This is a genomic window from Viridibacillus arvi, from assembly GCF_001274945.1.
Classification (GTDB): Bacteria; Bacillota; Bacilli; order Bacillales_A; family Planococcaceae; genus Viridibacillus; species Viridibacillus arvi.
This window is the reverse complement of sequence record NZ_LILB01000005.1, coordinates 236650-254935: the sequence shown is the minus strand read 5'-3', so window position 1 is coordinate 254935 and position 18286 is coordinate 236650. Positions and strand designations below refer to the sequence as shown.

Genomic DNA, 18286 nt, shown 5'->3' with positions numbered 1-18286 from the left:
ATATTCCAACTCAGTCTGTATGTTACTATCTCAGAAAACAAAGAGTACCACAACCAGAAAGGCTGTGGTATTCAATACATAAGATATATTACTTTCTCAACGCGACAGCAGGCTCAGTAGAAATTAACTTGTGGCTTGCTATCATGCTTATTACAATTACAACAACACCTGTGGAAAGTATTGATAGTACTATTTGTACTGGGGTGATGATCATGGCCAAATTGAAAATCATGCCGACTAAATACGTACCGCCAATAAGGACAGCTTGAGAAACAGCTGACATTATTGCTAAAAGTAAATTTTCACTGACAATCATTTTCCTAATTGTTCCTTTATTATATCCCAAAGCGGACAGCAGCCCTATTTCCTTGTATCTTGAATTTTGCAGTTTAATCAGTAATACGGAACTGATAAACAAACCAATTGCTAAGATTAAAATAGAAACGATTAAGAACAAACGGCTAAGATTGTTAAATGTATTTTGCAAAGCTTCTACTTCTTTAGCTGCAGTTTTACTGTCTACTTTTTTGACAGCAAGCATTTGACTGACTGAAACAATATCTTCAAAGTTCTTTACATCATAACTAATTGAGTAGTTTTTTTCTTTCTCAACATTTCTATAAAATTCCTTCTCGATATTGGAGCTTACAAAGAAATCATCGTAGTCTGCGTTAAAGATGCCGCTTATCGTAAGCGTGTATTTTTGATCACCATAATTTAAGGTAACTTCTTTACCAAGCAAACTACTAATATCATTTTCAAATTTTTTAGCGAGGCTTGGGCTAAGGGCTATTTCCTTTTCACCTGTTTTGGGCATAGCACCATATGACATCTTTTCAGTAGCCTTTGCCATTGGATATTTTTCTGCTAAAGCTTCAGTTTTATCATCTATCCTTAAAGTAACATCCGTTAATTTGTATTGATAATACACATTTTCGATACGCTCATCGGATTTCAACAATTCAATGACTGTTCCATCATCCTCACCTTTAATATAACCGTTGTTAAAGGCAGTGTTTTTATCTTGAAAATCCGAAATATTCTTGTCCATTATATTCCCAGAAGATAAAGACAACACAAATACAAGGATACCGATGGAAATTGCCAAACTGACAGCCATATAGCGTGTAATATTCACTTTGAAGTTCTTAAGTCCCCGCTTGAAAGCAGATACTTTACTAGCGTTATTTAAACTGAGTTTATCATCACTAGCAACAGCTTTTTGAGTGTTGGTGTTTTTTGCAATAATTTTGCCTTTCTCAATATGAACGAGCTCATCTGCAAAACTACAAATCTTTTGGTCATGCGTAATCACAATCACCAAACGGTCTTTTGAAATCTCTTTTAAAAGCTCCATAATTTCATTGGAGTTCTTACGGTCTAATGCACCTGTCGGCTCATCCGCCAAGATGATACGAGGATTACTAATCAACGCTCTTGCAATAGCGACTCGTTGCTTTTGACCGCCCGAGAGATTTTCAATTTTTTCATCAGTCTTTTGTGATAATCCCAGTTTATTTAGCAGTTCTTTGGCATTTTTTCTATTTTCCTCTTCACTTGCAGTATTTAGCTCACAAGAAAGCAAGATGTTTTCAAGAACGGTATATCCTCTTAAAAGATGGTAATTTTGAAAGATAAATCCTATATTATCTCTGCGATAGGCACATAATTCATCTGCGTTCATTTTGCTGATAGAAGTACCACAAATCGTAATATCACCACTGTAATCACTGTCGAAGCCTGCAACCATATTAAGCAGCGTGCTTTTACCGGAACCCGATGCACCTAAAAGGCAAACAAGTCCTTGGCTTGGAAAGTTAAAACTTGTATCCTCCAAAATAAGCGAATGATCATATCGTTTTGTAAGGTTGTTTATCTGTATCATTATTTGTCACCTGTCTTTAAAGCTGTTGTTGTCTTGGTCATTATGAAGGCAATAGCAGTTGAAACGTAAGCTGCAACGCCAACTAAAGCAATGAATAGCACGCCCGAAATCAACATCTTAGAATTTAAAATACTTGCGTTGAACAAGCTTTTGGTAGCTATATTGATAAGGGGTGATGTAACAAGCATTAACAGAATTGCTGTCATGATTTCCGTTATCTTTTCCGTCAAGTTAAGCAGACTAAAATGAGCATTATTAAAGCCGCTGACTTTATAAATTGCAAATTCTCTCTTTCTCATAAAACCTGTGATCAGAGAAATAGCAATCACCATAACGACAGCCAAAATCCCTATGAACATACTCGCTGAGCCTGACTGTTCAGTTGTTTGCTCATTTAATCTAACAATATCCTCGACAAGTTCAAATTGACCAAGAGGTACAATGCCTTGTTCGTTAAGCTCATCTTTTATGGAAATCATATCAGTTGGCGTCTTCGCTCGAATAAGAAAATTCATTGCTTCATTCTCAATTCCTGCTTGTCTTCTCAAATCGTGAAGTGCAGCTTTGCTGAAGAAGAAAGAGTCGTCAACAGTAAACTCAGAAGAGATAGTATTATCTGCAACACCTACGATTATTGCGGTAATGGATGCGTCTTTTAAAACAGGCTCACCTGTGTCCCAATTGAAAATACCGCTGCTAAAATCAATTTGTTTGCCGATTGCCTGCTCGTTTGATATGCCCATTGATTTAACAAAACTTTCTGGAACAACAACCTCGTTGTCTTTGCCAGTAGGCATTTTTCCTGCTACTAACTTATTGATTGTCGGAACAGTACCTGATCCTTGTATTTGATATTCTTTCCCGCTAACTTTTACTTTTATATTATCAAACGCTTGTAAAAAAGCAGTAAAATCAACGCGCTTATCGCCTACATATTTATCATATAAGCCATCAATATCCTGTGATACATCTGCGTTCGGCTTTTCTTCCTGATTATCGCCTACGCCTCCTGCACTGGTAAAGCTACTAACTATACTAATATCTTTAAGTCCATCACCATAAGTATCAATCAGCTCATCAAAATCACCTTGGCTGCTGCTCTCCACCGTCCCATTTACAGTTGTAAGCAAAAGGATACCTGCAATCATTAGAGAAAGGGCTGATACAAAAAATCGGCCAAATTTACTTTTAACATTCGATTTGGTCATTGTAAAAGCGTTTTTAATTGATAAGCGATGACTTTCACTGTATGTGAGTTTTTCTGTTTTCGTTACATTATTTTGCGGTAATGATACAAATTCCCCCTCATCTAAATCTATAACGTTTGAGTCATTGTCAATTAAATTGACATCGTGGGTTACAACGATAACTGTCCTGTTTTTAGAAATAGCTTTCAGAATATCCATTGTTGTTTCTGAGTTTTTTTCATCTAATGCACTTGTTGGCTCGTCAGCGATAATCACCTTTGGGTTTTTCATGAGCTCTCTTGCGATGGCAACACGCTGCTTTTGACCGCCGGAAAGAGAGTTCACTTTTCGATGTGCAAGGTCAAATATTTTGAGTTCTTTTAAAATCTTATTTGCGTTCTTTTGATTTTGTTTATTTTTCAAATACTGCGGCAACAGCACATTCTCTAAAACCGATAAATCTTCGAGCAAATTAAAATCCTGCCAAACAAATCCAAAGGTATTATTGTAAAAATAGCTTTTTTCATTAGAGGTTAATTTTTTTATATCTTTTCCGCAATAGTAAACCTCTCCATCAAAATCCTGCTCCATGCCGCTGATGATTTTCAAAAGAGTCGTTTTACCACTACCCGAAGCACCAACGATAAAATTCAGTCCTTGCCCCAATTTAGAAGAAATATTATCCAAGGCAAATTCGCCGTTGTATTGTTTCGATACATTCTTAATTTCAAACATTTGTATACTCCTATCTACTATGTTAGTTAGTTATTAATTAATTAATTACTTTTTTAGAACATACATTTTTTGTTCAACTGAACTTGTGTCACCATTGTATAAAAAACGATGTTAAATCTCCGTTAAGTGGTTTTCTTAGTATTGAAATAAATGCTTAACAGAGATTTAACACACACTTACAGTACAATATAAAGAGAGGTGATATTCGATGAGAATACTTATTGTTGAAGACGAGCTTGATTTGCAAGAAGCGATTGCAGATGGGCTTAGAATAGATGGTTATGCAGTTGATACTTGTGACAATGGTGAAGATGCTTACGAACTTTTATATGAAGTAAATTATGATTTGGTTGTACTTGACTTAAACCTCCCTAAAATGGATGGACTAGAGGTTTTAGGAAAGATACGAGATGAAAAGCCTGAATTAAAGGTACTTATTCTCAGTGCAAGAAGTAGTGTTAATGACAAAGTGAAGGGCTTAGACATAGGAGCTAATGATTATTTGGCGAAGCCATTTGATTTTGCCGAGTTGGAGGCAAGAATACGAAATTTGTTAAGACGAAAATTTGTACAAGAAAGTAGTATGCTTTTATGGGGTGAAATTAAGGTGGATTTATCAAAGCGTATTGCAGTTATTAACGAGAAAGAAATAGCACTTACAAAAAAAGAATTTGCATTGTTTGAGTATCTTTTGCTTAACAAAGACAGGGTGGTTAGCCAAGAAGAACTGATTGAACATGTTTGGGATCAGCATGCAGATAGCTTTAGTGGTGCTATTCGGGTTCATATTGCAACTCTCCGAAAGAAGTTAAAAGCTGTTTTAAACTATGACCCCATTGGAACTAAAATTGGGGAAGGTTACTTTTTATCTGAAAAGAGTGATAATGAAAATGCTTAAAAAAATGCCAATTCGTTTACGACTTACTGTTATGACTGTTGCTCTCCTAACTGTTTGTTGTGTAGGACTTACCTTAATATTAAATTTTTCTGCTATTAGAATGGCTACAATAATTGATGCAGCTGCCGTTTCACCTGCATTAGAGGTCGGCGAAGGAGGATGGATTGAAGAAAGCACTCCAGCAGCGTCGAGCAGCATGACACCTTCTGTTTCATCAGAGGCTTCTCAAAAAGCAAAAATAGATTTTAGAATTCAAAGTATTATTTATATGCTTTTAGTTATTGGTATCGGGGGATTATTAACCTATTATCTTTCGGGGAAGGCATTAAAGCCTCTTAATACGCTAAATGGTCAAGTGAAAAACATAAATGTGCATAATTTATCTGAAACATTATCCGTGCCGCCTACAAAAGATGAAATTGCAGAGCTTTCTCTAACATTCAATGAAATGACGGATAAGTTGAATAATGCTTTTATGATGCAACAGAGATTTTCTGCAAGTGCCGCCCACGAGCTTAAAACACCTCTTGCTGTGTTACAAACAAAAGTTGATGTATTTAAGAAGAAAAAAATACATACAACCGAGGAATACGATGCTCTTATTAACGTTATTGAGAATCAGACAAAACGCTTGAGAGGGCTCGTCGCTAGCCTTTTAGATATGACGAATATGGACGATAATCATGAGCAAAGCAGCATTTGCGTAAAGGATATTTTTGAGGATATTATTTCCGAGCTTTCACACATCGCTAAAGAAAAGAATATTACAATGACCTTAGATTGTGATAATAGCTTTGTTTTTGGAAACACCGACCTATTGTATCGTGCTTTTTACAACCTTGTGGAAAACGGAATTAAGTACAATATTGATGGCGGCAAAGTTGAAGTCATTGTAAACAGATTAAGTATGGAACAGGTTTCAATCAAAGTTAAAGATACAGGAATCGGCATTGCCGACGAATACAAAAAGGAAATATTCGAACCTTTTTATCGAGTTGACAAATCACGCTCCCGTCAAATGGGTGGTAAAGGATTAGGTCTTTCAACTGTTGACAGCATTATCAAAAAGCATAACGGTACGATTACTGTTACTGACAATGAAAGTAACGGAACTTGCTTTAATGTAATATTGAACATAGGGTCTACAGCAAAACAAGTACTTAATTAAAATCACCTCACCTCTAGAGATTTCTAAGAGTGGAGGTGATTTTTAATTGGATATTTGTGTTAATGTCAATAAACAGATTGTGAATTAATTTCCTTACACTACATAGCAGGATAGCTAAAGAGCAAATCAAAAACGGGACTAATGATTAAGTAAGTAGTATTCATTAAGTAGACTGTAATTGCGAAAGAACACGTTATAACTGAGCGAGCAAAGAATGTAGCTGTTTTATTCATAGACGATTTGTTTAATCCGTCTGACGAAAAAAACTTTCATCTTGGCAACAAAAAAAAATGTACGAGATTATCAATCACCGTTATTTAAATTACAAACCAATGCTGATCAGTAGCGAGCTAGGATTCGGTGAATTGGTCACAATTAACGAAGCATTAGGCAGTCGTATTTTTGAAATGTGTGAAGGATTTGCAGTACATGCGAAAAAAGATTTTCGATTAAATCATAGGACTAGAAAGATATTTGGAGGGGTTTAGATGAACGAGAAAACAGTGAAACCATCATACATCGGAATTGACGGACAAACGCCATACAACGTTATCGCATGGTTTGTAGATGGTGTGATTAAGCGTAAAACGGTCTGCTATGAAGAGGAAGAACAACAAGATGTATTAACTATGTATCACAACAAAGTTGGCTTATACGGTAAATGTGACGGTTATGCGGTGCAATATTCTAATGTTGAGTAGCGTGTGGCGTAAAAACAGCTCAAATTATGAGCTGTTGCGGATTTTTCGAAGAACATATAGAAGATTTAGATGATTTGATTGATATGGCTAGATACGAATATTCATACTAAGAATCTTATCAAGATGAAATTGCATGGCAAGCTGAATTGCTGATGGAATAAGCCAGGTATGGGATGTATGATTAAAAGAAACAAGTGAAGAATCTTTTTACATACGATGTATATTCGTTAGTTTTCTTCGGAGAATGTTCAAAATATAATCAATAAGTCACACCTAACCGTGTGGCTTTTTCTATATCAAAAATATATCAATGACATTCATTTCCATTCATACTATGATTGAAGTGGAGGGGAGATATAGCTCGATGAAAAAACTATCAATTATTTACGTTGAAGCAAATGGTGAATGTCTTGTAATGGAAAAAATAAAAGATGCAGTTCCTGTTGTACCTAATGTAGGAGAAAGAGTAGGATTAGGTAGTGCATTTTACGAGGTTGATCGCCGAGATTTTGTGTACATAGAAGAATCCAATGATCTTGAAGTATATATTTATTTAAATGAATATTAGCTATTAAAGTCACATCAATCTGGTGTGGCTTTTTCTTATATCCAGAAAGTGTAATTACAAACGTTTCCAATCGTATTATTATTATTGTAGAAGGGGATGAAATAAGAGTTGAAGATTAAAAATTTAATAACATCACTTATTGTTGCCATAATTACGAACTCAATAATTTCAATTATTACTGGCAAATTTGAATTAAGAGTACTTATAGCAATATTAATCGGTTTAGTTGCAGGGCATATTATTTCCTATTACATTTATAAAAATAAACAAGTTGATAGTAAAAAAAGAAATAATTATAAATATTAAGTCACACATAACCGTGTGGCTTTTTATATATCAAAAATATGTTAATGACAGACATTTCCTTATCACGCTATGCTTGATAGGTGGAGGTGATATTTATGAAGTGTAAGTATTGTAAAGGTTCGATGACGGAACAAGATAACGATAGAATAGGAAATCGTTACTGTAAACAACATGTATGTGTGAATGATGAATGCAAAGCAGTTTTTGAAGAAATTAGAACTATTAGAGGTGTTCGAGTACCTGCTGAAGATCGTTGGCTAAACCAAGAAACAGCTGAAGCTAAATAGTTATAATTAGAGCATCCAATGGGGTGCTTTTTCTTTTGCTCTGACACAAACGAATGCCTAGTTGTCCAAATCCCCTTATTTGATGGCGATCGTTTGTTTGAGGGTGAAATTTTGAAAAATTATTGTTATTAAACATATAAATAATGTACAAACTTCTAATGCTTCACATTCGTATAGGGGGAAAGTGAAATGGATCAAAAAAATTCATATGCAAAAGAAGTAAGTAAGGTTTATGAGATAATAAATCAAATTAGGAAGAAGATATGAACGTTCGTTCAACTAAAGGTATCAAAAAAATCATTGCAAAATATGCTTTAATTTTAGTAGAGGTAAAACAAATAGAGAGCTATTTTAATAGATTGGATTCTCCTTTTTGTTTTGTACATGAGCATCAATTTATGCTTAAAGTACTTTCTGAGTATGTAAAAGCGACCGAGGATATAGTTGCTGCTATTAAAGTGGAATCGCGAGTTTTTACAGAAGAACCATATTTAATTGCTCTTAAGAAACAAAATAATGCGACTGAAAAAATATCTAAAGTTGCAAAGCTTTTAATTTAATTAACCAGATAACTAGCAAGAAATAAAAAAACCACTATAAAGTGGCAAATGATTAAAAACTATTATCTTTAGTATAATTTTAGTAATCGCATGCCCATGCCGTACCTAACCATACACAATTTACTCCTAAAGTAGAGGTATCAGTTGTAGTTGCGGACACATGCAGATGTTGCACCGAAAAGTGCTGCAGCAAATAGAAGCATACCTAATTTCTTTTTCATATTAACCACCTCCCTTGTTAGTTTTATACTTCATTATTTGGAAAAATGTATAACAAATTCGATTATTCTGTTTTTTTAGTTAGCTATCGTTCTTTATAGTTTTCCGTTGCATACTATGCACAAAATTGTAATGTGGTCTTTTTTGAAAAATCACAAAAAAATCACATAAGAAGTGAAAAAGGGTGAAATTATACGTAAGTACATATACAATAAGAAGGTGAAAACACTTATAAATCAAGGAATATAAATAGATTATGAAAGAGGATGAAAATATGAATGCTTACGAAGAATATATGTTAGGTATTGTAAAACCAATGCGTGAGGAGTTAGTTAATGTTGGATTTACAGAGTTAGTGACGCCTGATGAAGTTGCTGATCATGTACAAGAATCTAAAGGAACTTCACTAGTAGTGATTAACTCAGTTTGTGGTTGTGCTGCAGGTTTAGCAAGACCGGCTGTTGCTGCAGCTCTTGAAGCAGCTGAACATAAGCCAGATCATTTAGTGACTGTATTTGCTGGACAAGATAAGGAAGCGACTGCACAAATGCGTAGTTATTTTGAGGAAGTGTTACCAAGCTCTCCTTCTATTGCACTATTAAAAGATGGTCAGTTAGCTTATTTCATCCCACGTGAACAAATCGAAGGATTCGCGATGGAACAAGTACGTGATCATTTAGCAGGTGTGTTAGATCAAGTATGTGCGAAATAACAACGATTGTTACCACTGCAGCAAGACCAGATGCATTATCAAAGCAACTTGCTGAACGAGCATGTACCATGTTAAATGTACGTTTTGTTGAGCGAAAAAAGCGTGGTATTGCGAAAATGGCAACATTATATAATGCCAACGTTATAGTTGCGGGAAAAAATCGCTATGAATATCATGCGTTAGGGGCAGATGCTCCATTCTTTTTCCACCCTAGTTCAGCTGCATTTCGTTTGAAACGTGCAGCTAGGGGGGAAATAGATACCTTTTTAGCAGCATGCCAGTTGAATGAGGGCGATACCTTTCTTGATTGTACATTAGGGATGGCAACAGATAGTATGATGGCGGCCTTTGCGGTCGGTGAATCAGGTAAAGTCATCGGTTGTGAGGGTAATGCAAATGTTGCATTCATCGTAAGCGAAGGGATGAAGCGCTACGATATAACGGATTTGCCACTTCTTTCTTGTATGGAACAAATTGAAGTCGTTCATTCGGTAGCATTGGATTATTTGAAATTACAGCCGGATAATAGCTTTGATGTAGTCTATATGGACCCAATGTTCGAAGAAACGATTGAAGAGTCTACTAGCTTTCAACCTCTTCGACAAGCAGGTCTTCACGAAGGTTTATCAGATGAATGGATGACACAAGCGGAACGTGTTGCTAAAAGAAGAATAGTATTAAAAGCCCACTTCCGTTCTGATTTATTTGAGCAATATGGCTTTGTTCGAGATGCCCGTTTGTCGTCAAAATTTCACTATGGAATTAAGGAAGTAACATAAAATGAGCTGTTATTCACGGAATCAAAATCGGTGAATAGCAGCTTTTTTATAATAAAATATGTCTAATATTTACCTATTAATCATGAATTATTTAAAGAGGAATGTTAATTTTTATATACTAAATGCCTATTAAATAATAAAATGTAAATAGGGAATGGCACTAAAATATCACTATAATTAACTTTTTTGGTATTTTTTTCAATAGAAATCAAAAAACAATATTATCTTTGAAAACACTAGCTCTTTGTGAAGTGGGGGAGAAAGATTTGAAACTTGGCAATAGAATTAAACGAATCAGACTTTTAAAGGGGTTAAAACAGGCAGATATTTGCCACGGAATCATCTCGCCAACCCATTACAGCAATATTGAGAATTGCAGATATACCCCTTCTATTGATACACTCAAGTTACTAGCCGGAAGACTTGAGGTGCCGGAAAGATATTTTCATAATATTTATGAAGATACAACTGAAATGCAAAATATCTTATCCACCCTGGAATCTAAAATTGAAAAGGAGAGTGTTGAAGAGGTCCGGCAATTTTTGGACTTACATCAAGTTCAATTTCAATATATACCTTCCGTTCGACAAGAATATTACTTTATGCTTCTCAAGTTTTTAGCATTAGTAAAGATGGAACAAGATAATTTGGCAATTGAATTATATGAAAATGAAATTTCAACAGTAGAAATTGATGAATCACAATTATTTGTTTCCACAAGGTATCAATATCTGTATGTCACAGCGGTATATCATTATTATGTTGGAGATTATAAGATAAGTGGAGAAATGTTCAAAAGGCTTCTTTTGACGAGTGAAGATCAATTACTAAAAGCTCGTATCTCATATAATATTGCAATGTCACATTATCATCTATGTCAATTTGAATATGCACTATCTTATGCTATAGAAGCAAAGGACTTATATTTAAAGCTACATGAATGGATGAAGGCTGGAGACAGTTATAATTTAATTTCTATTTTATTAATAGAGAAGAATGAATTTAAACAAGCAGTAGAGTTTATCAACAAAGGACTTAATATATGCCGTCCGGAGTTTCATAATTTAAAGGCATTATTGCATCATAATTATGCGTTTATCTTATTTCAGACAAATCAATTAGATGAAGCTTTATCACAAATTGATTTTGCAATTAAATATAAAAAAACAGTTAGCTATGCTGACAAATTTGTTTCTAAGAGATTAAGGTTAGAAATTTTATTGAAACTAAATCAGTTAGAAACTCTTGAATGTGAAATGGATATTTTAGAAAATAGTATCTTAACGAATAAACAGAGAGCAGGATATTATTTTTTAGTAGCAAAGGTAGAATATGAAAAAGGTAATTTTGTAAAATATGAAGATTTTATTCAACAAAGTATCGAAATATTTAAAGAACATATTGATTTAAAAGAATTAAAGCAAGCATCTGAGCATTACGCTACTTATTTAGCAATGAATAAAAAATATAAAAAAGCATTTGAAATGCAATTACTTTGCACTGAATGCTTAAAAAAATATGTAGGGGAGAATTAACTATGAAAAAAACTAAATTTGCTGTAATCAGTCTTTTATCATTATTATCATTTGCGGGGGCTTCTATTGCTACTTTCTCAATGGCTGAACCAGGACGTCTACACTTCATCACAACTATTTTAAACATTTTTTAATTGAACAACTCGCCTTATTGTTCAATCAATAAGGCGGTCTCTTATCTATTACTTGAAGGAAGTGAGCAAGGACATGGTCAAAGTTTATATGTTTGAAGTGAGAAAAAGTGGCCATATGGGTAAGTCAAATATCGGGGTTGTTTTTGACGGAAATGCACTTACAACTTCTGAAATGCATGAAGTGGCAATGAAAACTGGATTCACGCAAACAATTTTTATCGTTAAGTCAAAGTTAGCTGATATTAGACTTCGATACTTTACACCAAATAGAGAAGTGAATGCAGGAATTGATGGTACAATGGCAATTGTTCATGCGTTAGAGAAATCTCCATTTTCTAATAATAAAGAAGTCATTACAACTGAAACAAATGTTGGTATTTTCCCTTTACAGTTATTTAAGCAAGCGAAAAAGGTGAAAAAAGCTAAACAATTAGCTTCACATTCATTCAATGAATGTAAAAGTGCATCGTATTCTTATGGTGCAAGTCGTGACCCAGTTTTACAGGTATTGAATGGCTGTGCAGTAGATGGCGTAACAGAATCTGGGCTCCCGATGAGGAATATGGTTCAAAGTCACGAAAAATCTTATCCTGCTGTGGATCAGTCTGTCCATTATTTTAATATAAAAGAGGCAAAAGTTCCTACTAGCCTTTTTGCATCATCATTTTTCTTAATTACAGCTAATAATATTAGGCGCTATAAAAATGAGATGTTCGCTGAAAAGCTTAATATGAAAGCGGAATGTAAATTGAGAAATGAAAATGTCTCAATTGTCCGCATATTAATGAATGCCCCCCACATTGCTCGTCCTATTGAAACAGAAGGAATGACGTTTTATTTAGGACAGCGTTTAATACCAATATCTAATTAACAAAAAACACGAGTACTTTTTGTACTTGTGTTTTTTGCTTGCAAGAAAGAATATCATTCAAAAATTAATGAAAAACCGCCTTGTTCAAAAAGAACAAAGCGGCTTACTAAATATTAGTCCGTGAAACATAAAGAGCATAAGTATCCTAATAAACATAAAAATCCAATACCAATAGCAACTGAAGACATAATTTTTGTCCCTCCTTTATTACAAAAAGCGAACATGTTTATTCATTATTATTGTACAATGAATAATGCAAAAAATCTATACAATTCCTTATACATCAAGGATTTGTGAACAAATTTTTACAAATACGTCCATATATCTGTTGTAAATGATGATAGTTTATATCAAGCATATCAATATAATAGTGAGACATAAAATTTATGGAGCGTCTTAAGTATGTGTCTAATTGTACTTACAATAAACATAGATTTCCTGAAGATACTTCTGTAATAATGTTTTGGTTCAATAACTATAGTGTATAGTAATAGTATGAACTATTTATATAGTTCAGTTAATTATGAAATAGATTTAATTATAATAGTTTGTATATTCCTAATAGTATCTTTATTGATATGGTTTTTGTACAATTAAACTATAAATGTTGAAACTTTTACTAGTGAGATTCGTATATATATTATAGACATAGAAGATTATAAAATGTTCGAAAGTAGGTAATGATTATGCAAAAGTGGATTCAAAAGTTCCTTGTTGCATCCGTAGCGGTAATCACATTAGGTGTCATTACGCCGAGTCATGCAATATGGGAAGGTTTACTAGATCACAGTTCCAATGCTAAAGCGCAATTTTCAGGAGATACTACTAGTCAACTAACGAAATACATAGAAACGCAGAATGAGTCAGTTATTTCAACAGAAGAGGAACAGACTTTTGAAGAGTATGCCTTTGCAGCAGCAAAGGAACAAGCCTATTTAAAATTCGGTTCACGAGTAGGTCCACAGATTAGTGATGAATTTGATGATGTCATTTTCCCTAAAATGCAAGAAGCAATTGAAATGACAGTAAATCGTCTTGATAACGAAACAACAAATTCATTGGCAATTACTGAAAATCCAAGTGGTGATTATGCAGAGAAGATTTTCCATGTTTATAACACCGGAACTAAACAAGACGTCATACGCTTCCATGTACGTACAGAAAATCGTCCATTTGATGGCTATTACTACAATTTCCATTACCACACTTATGAAGATCAATTTACAGCTCATTATGACCTAGGTGAAATTTACTGGTCTAAAAATACTCCCCCTAAATGGTTGTCTTGATTCTAGATTACCAAAAAGGACTGACCACTTAAGTTGGATAAACAATTTAAATATTTCAAACAACCAATAGATTAGACTCTTCCGCTTAGAAAAGTGCGGGGGAGTCTTTTATTTATTTTCAGGAAATATTTAATGAGATAGTGAAAGAAAAGTTGATGGTATGTTTGTAAACTGTAGGTTGTTTGAAGGTAATAAAGGCCATAATCTATTATTTCCTACAACATGAAATATCTGAATATTACCCAGGAAATATTCAGATATTTACGGGCGTCATTGTAATCATTTCTTTCATCATTTTAACTATTTTCCGTTAGCTTTTAAGATAATAATGGGGAATATTATGATATAGTTAAAACTATATAAATTTCTAGGAGGCAGTTCCGTGCAACAATATTTACAACTTTGCCAACATATTTTAGACGAAGGAAATGATAAAGGAGATCGTACTGGAACAGGTACGCGCAGTGTCTTTGGTTATCAAATGAGATTTGACTTACAAAAGGGTTTTCCTTTATTAACAACAAAAAGAACTGCTTTCCGTCTTATTGCGACTGAATTACTGTGGTTTTTAAAAGGCGATACAAACGTGCGTACACTTATTGCACAGAATAATCATATTTGGGATGAATGGGCTTTTGAAAAATGGGTGAAAAGCGACCAGTATGAAGGACCAGATATGACGAATTTCGGTTTGCGTGTTAATGAGGACCCTGAATTTAAAATTCAATACGAAGAGCAGATGGCTATTTTCCAAGACAAAGTATTAAATGATGATGACTTTGCTCAAGAATTTGGTGACCTTGGACCAGTATACGGTAAACAATGGCGTTCATGGCCGGCAGATAATGGGGAAACAATTGATCAAGTGAAAAATGTCATTGAATCAATTAAAAACAACCCTAATTCACGTCGACATATTGTTAGTGCTTGGAATCCTGCAGAAGTAGATGATATGGCTTTGCCACCATGCCATACACTATTCCAATTCTATGTAGCAGATGGGAAACTCTCTTGCCAACTTTATCAGCGTAGTGCAGATGTATTCCTAGGTGTACCATTCAATATCGCTTCATATGCGTTATTAACGCATCTTATCGCGAAAGAATGTGGCTTAGAAGTGGGTGATTTTGTCCATACTTTAGGTGATGCACATCTGTATAGTAATCATTTTAATCAAGTAAAAGAGCAGCTATCACGATCACCACGTGAATTGCCACAGCTTATTATTAAAACTGAAAAAGAATCCATTTTTGAGTATGAAATAGAGGATTTAGCAATTGACGGATATGATCCTTATCCACGAATTAAAGCGCCAATTGCTGTATAAGGGGGTTAATAAATGATTTCATTAATTGTTGCTCATGATGAAAATAACGTCATTGGCTTAAATAATGCTATGCCATGGCATTTACCAGGGGACTTAGCTTATTTTAAACGTACAACGATGGGAAAACCGATGATTATGGGACGTAAAACATTCGAGTCTATCGGCAAGCCTCTACCAGGGCGTACGAATATCGTTATTACACGTGATGAAGAGTATGCAAGAGAAGGTATTATTATCGTGCATTCTTTAGAAGAAGCATTAGCTCAAGCTGAAAAAGAATCAGAGGAAATAATGATCATTGGTGGCGAGCAAATTTTCCGTATGACATTGCCAATGGCAGATCGTCTTTACGTTACGAAGATTGAAAAACAATACGAGGGCGATACATTTTTCCCATCATATGGGGATGAATGGCAAGTTGTATCCCAGTCTGAAGTGAATGAAACAGAAGATGGCTTGAAGTTTACGTATTTAGTATATGAGCGTAAATAAGCAAATGAAAAGGTTGCCACTGGAAAGTAACTAGTGGCAACCTTTTATTTGGCTTGAATATATTCGTGTTAAATAAGTGACAAACTAATAATGGAAATGGATATAAGAAAGTCAATTATACGTAGAACAATATGCATGAGTACATCATGGCACTACCAGCAATGACGAATAAGTGCCAGATTGCATGATTATAAGGTATTTTCCGATAGGCGTAGAAAAAAGCACCAATCGTATATAAAATCCCGCCACTTAGTAGTAGAGAGAAACCTGCACCAGTAATATGTGCATATAATGGCTTAATAGCGATAATAATAAGCCATCCCATTAAAATGTAGAAAATCACTGAAACAAATTCAAAACGGTGGATAAAGAAGCATTTAAAAAGAATTCCAAGTAACGCTAACGCCCAAATGATACCAAATAAAGTCCATCCTAATGCTCCGTTTAATGCAATTAACAGAAAAGGTGTATATGTACCTGCAATTAAAATGTAGATAGACGAATGGTCTAATATAGCAAAGATTTTTTTATATTTTTCAGGCATGCTGTGAAGTAAAGTTGAAGCTAAAAATAGTATTAACATTGAAACGCCAAAAACGATGAAGCTAACAACATATAGTGTAGATCCTTTATCAATTGCTTTCATAATGAGTAAGACAAGCGCTGGGATACATAATAAGAAAGCTATGCCATGTGTTATGGCATTCCATATTTCTTCTTTCGTGTTTTTATAATCAAAAGCTTGTTGCATATGAATTGCCTCCTTGTTGCGGTAAGTTTTTTGTATATTTCTATTATGCGACTGATTTTAATGCATTTGAACTGACAAATGTCACGTGTATCATGTGACAAAAGCTAGTAAAATAGAATAAATAGCTAACGGTTTACAATGACCTTGCTTTAAATTTATAATAAGAACAATGAAACAAAGGATGTGTCAATGTGAGACGAATTCATATAGTAACGGATTCAACAGCAGATTTAACAAAAGAAGAAATTGAAAAACACGCAATACATATCGTTCCACTATCAATTCATATTGAGGGTCAAACATATACTGATGGTGTCGATATTACTCCAATCGAATTCCTCGATAAAATGAGCAAAGCAAAGGAATTACCAAAAAGTTCTCAACCTGCTGCAGGTGTATTTAAAGAAGTATTTGATGAACTAGGAAAAGATGGCGATGAGATTATTGCTATCATGATGACTGGCGGAATGAGTGGTACTGTAAAATCAGCAGAAGCTGCTGCAAGTATGACGGATTCAAAGGTAACAGTTATTGATTCTCGTTTTACTTCATTTGGTTTAGGGTTCCAAGTACTTGAAGCTTGCCAATTAGCGGAACAAGGTAAATCAGTTGAAGAAATCGTTGAAAGATTAAATATCGTTCGTAAAAATACGAATTTATACGTCGTTGTTGACGTTTTAGATAATTTAATTAAAGGTGGCCGTATCGGTAAAGGAAAAGGTATGATTGGTTCTTTACTTAATATTAAACCAATTGCTTCTCTTGAAGGTGGAGCTTATAACCCAGTGGCAAAAGTACGAAGCCATAAACAAGTAGTTAAATATTTATTTAATCAGTTTATAGAAGATACGCAAGGGAAAGTAATAAAAGGAGTAGGTCTTTCACATGCTGAAGGTTTAGCAATGGCAGAGCCGCTTAAAAAACAACTTGAAGAATCAGGTTATATGGATACGAAATTTGCCTATACTTCACCAATTATTAGTACACATACAGGCCCAGGTGCAATTGGTTTTATGTACTATACTGATTAATATGATGAGCAGGGGATGATTTCATTCCCTGCTTTCTTTCATTAGACGTACTTAACGAAAGGAAGAAATGGAACGTGAAGAAATTAATAATTTTCATGCTTGCACTTCTTTTATTAAGTGCTTGCAGCAAAGAAATAAAAACGCCAGTTACAGAAGAAGTCATCCCTAAAGACATTATGTATGTTGCTTTAGGTGATTCTTTAACAGAAGGTGTTGGTGATGAGCTGAATCAGCAAGGTTATGTCGGTAGATTATCGGATCAGATGCTTGGCTGGGAAGGCGTTAAATACGTCGAAGTTGAAAACACAGCAAAAAAAGGTCGACGCAGTGATCAACTCGTAGCACAGCTTGAAAGCGGTAAAATTGACGAACAATTAAAAAAAGCTGATTTTATAACGCTCACTATGGGTGGAAATGACTTAATGAAAATTGTCAGACGTGATTTGATGAATTTAAATAAAGAAGCATTTGATACGGAACGCATCGAATTTCAAAAGCGTTATGGTAAAATTATGGAGTTAATTCGAAAGAAAAATAAATCTGCGCCCATAATTTTAATAAGCGTTTATAATCCTCTATCCATCTTTACGAAGGAAAAATCGGACTTAAATACGATTTTGTATGAATGGAATACAGATATTCAAGATTTTGCAGAGGCAGATAAAAACGCATGTTTTGTAAATGTAGAGGATTTATTCGATTCGAACGAGAATATGGTTTATCATACGGACTTTTTCCATCCTAATGCAAGAGGCTACGATGAAATGACTGACCGTATAATAGGGACAATCAAGTCATGCGGTTTGAAAAAATTAACCAACGGGGAAATGGACTTCAAGGAGTGATGTGAC

20 protein-coding genes are annotated in these 18286 nt (G+C 34.4%); 17 read left to right on the top strand and 3 right to left on the bottom strand.

Annotated features, from left to right (window positions below):
- Window positions 1-88: 88 nt before the first annotated feature.
- A complete protein-coding gene (locus tag AMD00_RS10570) occupies window positions 89-1885 on the bottom strand; it encodes an ABC transporter ATP-binding protein/permease (RefSeq protein WP_053417040.1) in 1797 nt (598 codons plus the stop codon).
- Window positions 1885-3807 (bottom strand): ABC transporter ATP-binding protein, encoded by a 1923-nt coding sequence (locus tag AMD00_RS10565; RefSeq protein WP_053417039.1) that lies wholly within the window; start codon window positions 3805-3807, stop codon window positions 1885-1887. The genes AMD00_RS10570 and AMD00_RS10565 overlap by 1 nt, the downstream gene beginning before the upstream one ends.
- A gap of 208 nt (window positions 3808-4015) precedes the next feature.
- Between AMD00_RS10565 and AMD00_RS10560 the strand changes: the two genes are divergently transcribed.
- The 15 genes from AMD00_RS10560 to AMD00_RS10495 all read left to right on the top strand — a co-directional run bounded on the left by AMD00_RS10560 (window position 4016) and on the right by AMD00_RS10495 (window position 15653).
- Window positions 4016-4705: a response regulator transcription factor gene (locus tag AMD00_RS10560; RefSeq protein ID WP_053417038.1), complete on the top strand. Its 690-nt coding sequence runs from the start codon at window positions 4016-4018 to the stop codon at window positions 4703-4705.
- Window positions 4706-4709: 4 nt separating this feature from the next.
- Window positions 4710-5873 carry a sensor histidine kinase gene (locus AMD00_RS10555; protein ID WP_245639495.1) on the top strand — a complete coding sequence of 388 codons (1164 nt, stop codon included), beginning with the start codon at window positions 4710-4712 and terminating at the stop codon, window positions 5871-5873.
- 290 nt (window positions 5874-6163) lie between these two features.
- Window positions 6164-6361 carry a hypothetical protein gene (locus AMD00_RS23215; RefSeq protein ID WP_157059233.1) on the top strand — a complete coding sequence of 66 codons (198 nt, stop codon included), beginning with the start codon at window positions 6164-6166 and terminating at the stop codon, window positions 6359-6361.
- On the top strand, window positions 6362-6574 hold the full coding sequence (locus tag AMD00_RS10550; RefSeq protein ID WP_053417037.1) for a hypothetical protein: 213 nt from the start codon (window positions 6362-6364) through the stop codon (window positions 6572-6574).
- Between the two features lie 364 nt (window positions 6575-6938).
- The gene (locus tag AMD00_RS10545; protein ID WP_053417036.1) at window positions 6939-7142 is read left to right on the top strand and encodes a hypothetical protein; all 204 of its coding nucleotides are present in this window, start codon (window positions 6939-6941) and stop codon (window positions 7140-7142) included.
- A 401-nt stretch (window positions 7143-7543) separates the two neighbouring features.
- A complete protein-coding gene (locus AMD00_RS10535; protein WP_053417034.1) occupies window positions 7544-7735 on the top strand; it encodes a hypothetical protein in 192 nt (63 codons plus the stop codon).
- 263 nt (window positions 7736-7998) lie between these two features.
- Window positions 7999-8295 carry a hypothetical protein gene (locus tag AMD00_RS10530; protein ID WP_053417033.1) on the top strand — a complete coding sequence of 99 codons (297 nt, stop codon included), beginning with the start codon at window positions 7999-8001 and terminating at the stop codon, window positions 8293-8295.
- A gap of 493 nt (window positions 8296-8788) precedes the next feature.
- The gene (locus AMD00_RS10525) at window positions 8789-9226 is read left to right on the top strand and encodes a BrxA/BrxB family bacilliredoxin (RefSeq protein ID WP_053417032.1); all 438 of its coding nucleotides are present in this window, start codon (window positions 8789-8791) and stop codon (window positions 9224-9226) included.
- The gene (locus AMD00_RS10520; protein WP_053417031.1) at window positions 9214-10005 is read left to right on the top strand and encodes a class I SAM-dependent methyltransferase; all 792 of its coding nucleotides are present in this window, start codon (window positions 9214-9216) and stop codon (window positions 10003-10005) included. Before AMD00_RS10525 ends, AMD00_RS10520 begins: the two co-directional genes overlap by 13 nt.
- A 266-nt stretch (window positions 10006-10271) precedes the next feature.
- The gene (locus AMD00_RS10515; protein ID WP_169786348.1) at window positions 10272-11540 is read left to right on the top strand and encodes a helix-turn-helix domain-containing protein; all 1269 of its coding nucleotides are present in this window, start codon (window positions 10272-10274) and stop codon (window positions 11538-11540) included.
- A gap of 2 nt (window positions 11541-11542) precedes the next feature.
- Window positions 11543-11674 carry a hypothetical protein gene (locus AMD00_RS24155; protein WP_281173055.1) on the top strand — a complete coding sequence of 44 codons (132 nt, stop codon included), beginning with the start codon at window positions 11543-11545 and terminating at the stop codon, window positions 11672-11674.
- A 73-nt stretch (window positions 11675-11747) separates the two neighbouring features.
- Complete coding sequence (locus AMD00_RS10510; RefSeq protein WP_053417029.1) at window positions 11748-12545, top strand: PhzF family phenazine biosynthesis protein; 798 nt, start codon at window positions 11748-11750, stop codon at window positions 12543-12545.
- A 686-nt stretch (window positions 12546-13231) separates the two neighbouring features.
- Window positions 13232-13834, top strand: coding sequence for a YpjP family protein (locus tag AMD00_RS10505; protein WP_053417028.1), 603 nt, complete (start codon window positions 13232-13234; stop codon window positions 13832-13834).
- A gap of 382 nt (window positions 13835-14216) precedes the next feature.
- Complete coding sequence (locus AMD00_RS10500) at window positions 14217-15161, top strand: thymidylate synthase (protein ID WP_053417027.1); 945 nt, start codon at window positions 14217-14219, stop codon at window positions 15159-15161.
- Between the two features lie 12 nt (window positions 15162-15173).
- The gene (locus tag AMD00_RS10495) at window positions 15174-15653 is read left to right on the top strand and encodes a dihydrofolate reductase (RefSeq protein WP_053417026.1); all 480 of its coding nucleotides are present in this window, start codon (window positions 15174-15176) and stop codon (window positions 15651-15653) included.
- 115 nt (window positions 15654-15768) lie between these two features.
- Here the strand turns inward: AMD00_RS10495 and trhA are convergent, their stop codons facing one another.
- Window positions 15769-16404 carry a PAQR family membrane homeostasis protein TrhA gene (trhA, locus tag AMD00_RS10490; protein ID WP_053417025.1) on the bottom strand — a complete coding sequence of 212 codons (636 nt, stop codon included), beginning with the start codon at window positions 16402-16404 and terminating at the stop codon, window positions 15769-15771.
- 191 nt (window positions 16405-16595) lie between these two features.
- On the opposite strand from trhA, the gene AMD00_RS10485 reads away from it, so the two are divergent.
- Both AMD00_RS10485 and AMD00_RS10480 read left to right on the top strand, forming a co-directional pair.
- A complete protein-coding gene (locus tag AMD00_RS10485; RefSeq protein ID WP_053417024.1) occupies window positions 16596-17435 on the top strand; it encodes a DegV family protein in 840 nt (279 codons plus the stop codon).
- A 74-nt stretch (window positions 17436-17509) separates the two neighbouring features.
- Window positions 17510-18280 (top strand): GDSL-type esterase/lipase family protein, encoded by a 771-nt coding sequence (locus AMD00_RS10480; RefSeq protein WP_227752024.1) that lies wholly within the window; start codon window positions 17510-17512, stop codon window positions 18278-18280.
- The last annotated feature ends 6 nt before the right edge of the window (window positions 18281-18286 follow it).

Bases quoted from the DNA above. Each gene is read 5' to 3' on its own strand.
- AMD00_RS10505 (WP_053417028.1), top strand. From the start codon at position 13,232: ATGCAAAAGTGGATTCAAAAGTTCCTTGTTGCATCCGTAGCGGTAATC.
- AMD00_RS10560 (WP_053417038.1), top strand. From the start codon at position 4,016: ATGAGAATACTTATTGTTGAAGACGAGCTTGATTTGCAAGAAGCGATT.
- trhA (WP_053417025.1), bottom strand. From the start codon at position 16,404: ATGCAACAAGCTTTTGATTATAAAAACACGAAAGAAGAAATATGGAAT.
- AMD00_RS10520 (WP_053417031.1), top strand. From the start codon at position 9,214: ATGTGCGAAATAACAACGATTGTTACCACTGCAGCAAGACCAGATGCA.
- AMD00_RS10525 (WP_053417032.1), top strand. From the start codon at position 8,789: ATGAATGCTTACGAAGAATATATGTTAGGTATTGTAAAACCAATGCGT.
- AMD00_RS23215 (WP_157059233.1), top strand. From the start codon at position 6,164: ATGTACGAGATTATCAATCACCGTTATTTAAATTACAAACCAATGCTG.
- AMD00_RS10530 (WP_053417033.1), top strand. From the start codon at position 7,999: ATGAACGTTCGTTCAACTAAAGGTATCAAAAAAATCATTGCAAAATAT.
- AMD00_RS10510 (WP_053417029.1), top strand. From the start codon at position 11,748: ATGGTCAAAGTTTATATGTTTGAAGTGAGAAAAAGTGGCCATATGGGT.
- AMD00_RS10535 (WP_053417034.1), top strand. From the start codon at position 7,544: ATGAAGTGTAAGTATTGTAAAGGTTCGATGACGGAACAAGATAACGAT.
- AMD00_RS10550 (WP_053417037.1), top strand. From the start codon at position 6,362: ATGAACGAGAAAACAGTGAAACCATCATACATCGGAATTGACGGACAA.
- AMD00_RS10545 (WP_053417036.1), top strand. From the start codon at position 6,939: ATGAAAAAACTATCAATTATTTACGTTGAAGCAAATGGTGAATGTCTT.
- AMD00_RS10565 (WP_053417039.1), bottom strand. From the start codon at position 3,807: ATGTTTGAAATTAAGAATGTATCGAAACAATACAACGGCGAATTTGCC.
- AMD00_RS10495 (WP_053417026.1), top strand. From the start codon at position 15,174: ATGATTTCATTAATTGTTGCTCATGATGAAAATAACGTCATTGGCTTA.
- AMD00_RS10555 (WP_245639495.1), top strand. From the start codon at position 4,710: ATGCCAATTCGTTTACGACTTACTGTTATGACTGTTGCTCTCCTAACT.
- AMD00_RS10570 (WP_053417040.1), bottom strand. From the start codon at position 1,885: ATGATACAGATAAACAACCTTACAAAACGATATGATCATTCGCTTATT.
- AMD00_RS24155 (WP_281173055.1), top strand. From the start codon at position 11,543: ATGAAAAAAACTAAATTTGCTGTAATCAGTCTTTTATCATTATTATCA.